Here is a 236-nt window from a genome sequence, read left to right as displayed (position 1 = left end):
CGAAGAGGCTACTACTTTAGTAAGTGAAATGGTCGTGGGGATGGGGAAATTACTTGAAAAAGAAATCTTCACATTACCTACCTTACAAGAAAAGGTTTGCGTGAAAGGCGGCGTTACCGGGGAAGGCATTCGGGTTTTAGAAGAACACGTTGGAGATATGTTCCATAAGTTAATCGAGCGAACACATGAAAAATTTGATGAAGATTTAGAATGCGTTGATCAGCAATTCAATAAAC

Annotated in this window: 1 protein-coding gene; it reads left to right on the top strand. The window is 39.8% G+C overall.

Translation table 11 applies throughout. The annotated features are described in order from the left end of the window. Nucleotides 1-236 (top strand): pyrroline-5-carboxylate reductase dimerization domain-containing protein (locus SB717_RS39500; protein WP_410908785.1); only part of this gene is annotated, 236 nt, incomplete at both ends.

It is taken from the genome of Priestia sp. SIMBA_032 (assembly GCF_046535215.1).
In the GTDB taxonomy this organism is placed as follows: Bacteria; Bacillota; Bacilli; order Bacillales; family Bacillaceae_H; genus Priestia; species Priestia aryabhattai.
This window is presented reverse-complemented; position numbering and strand designations above follow the sequence as displayed.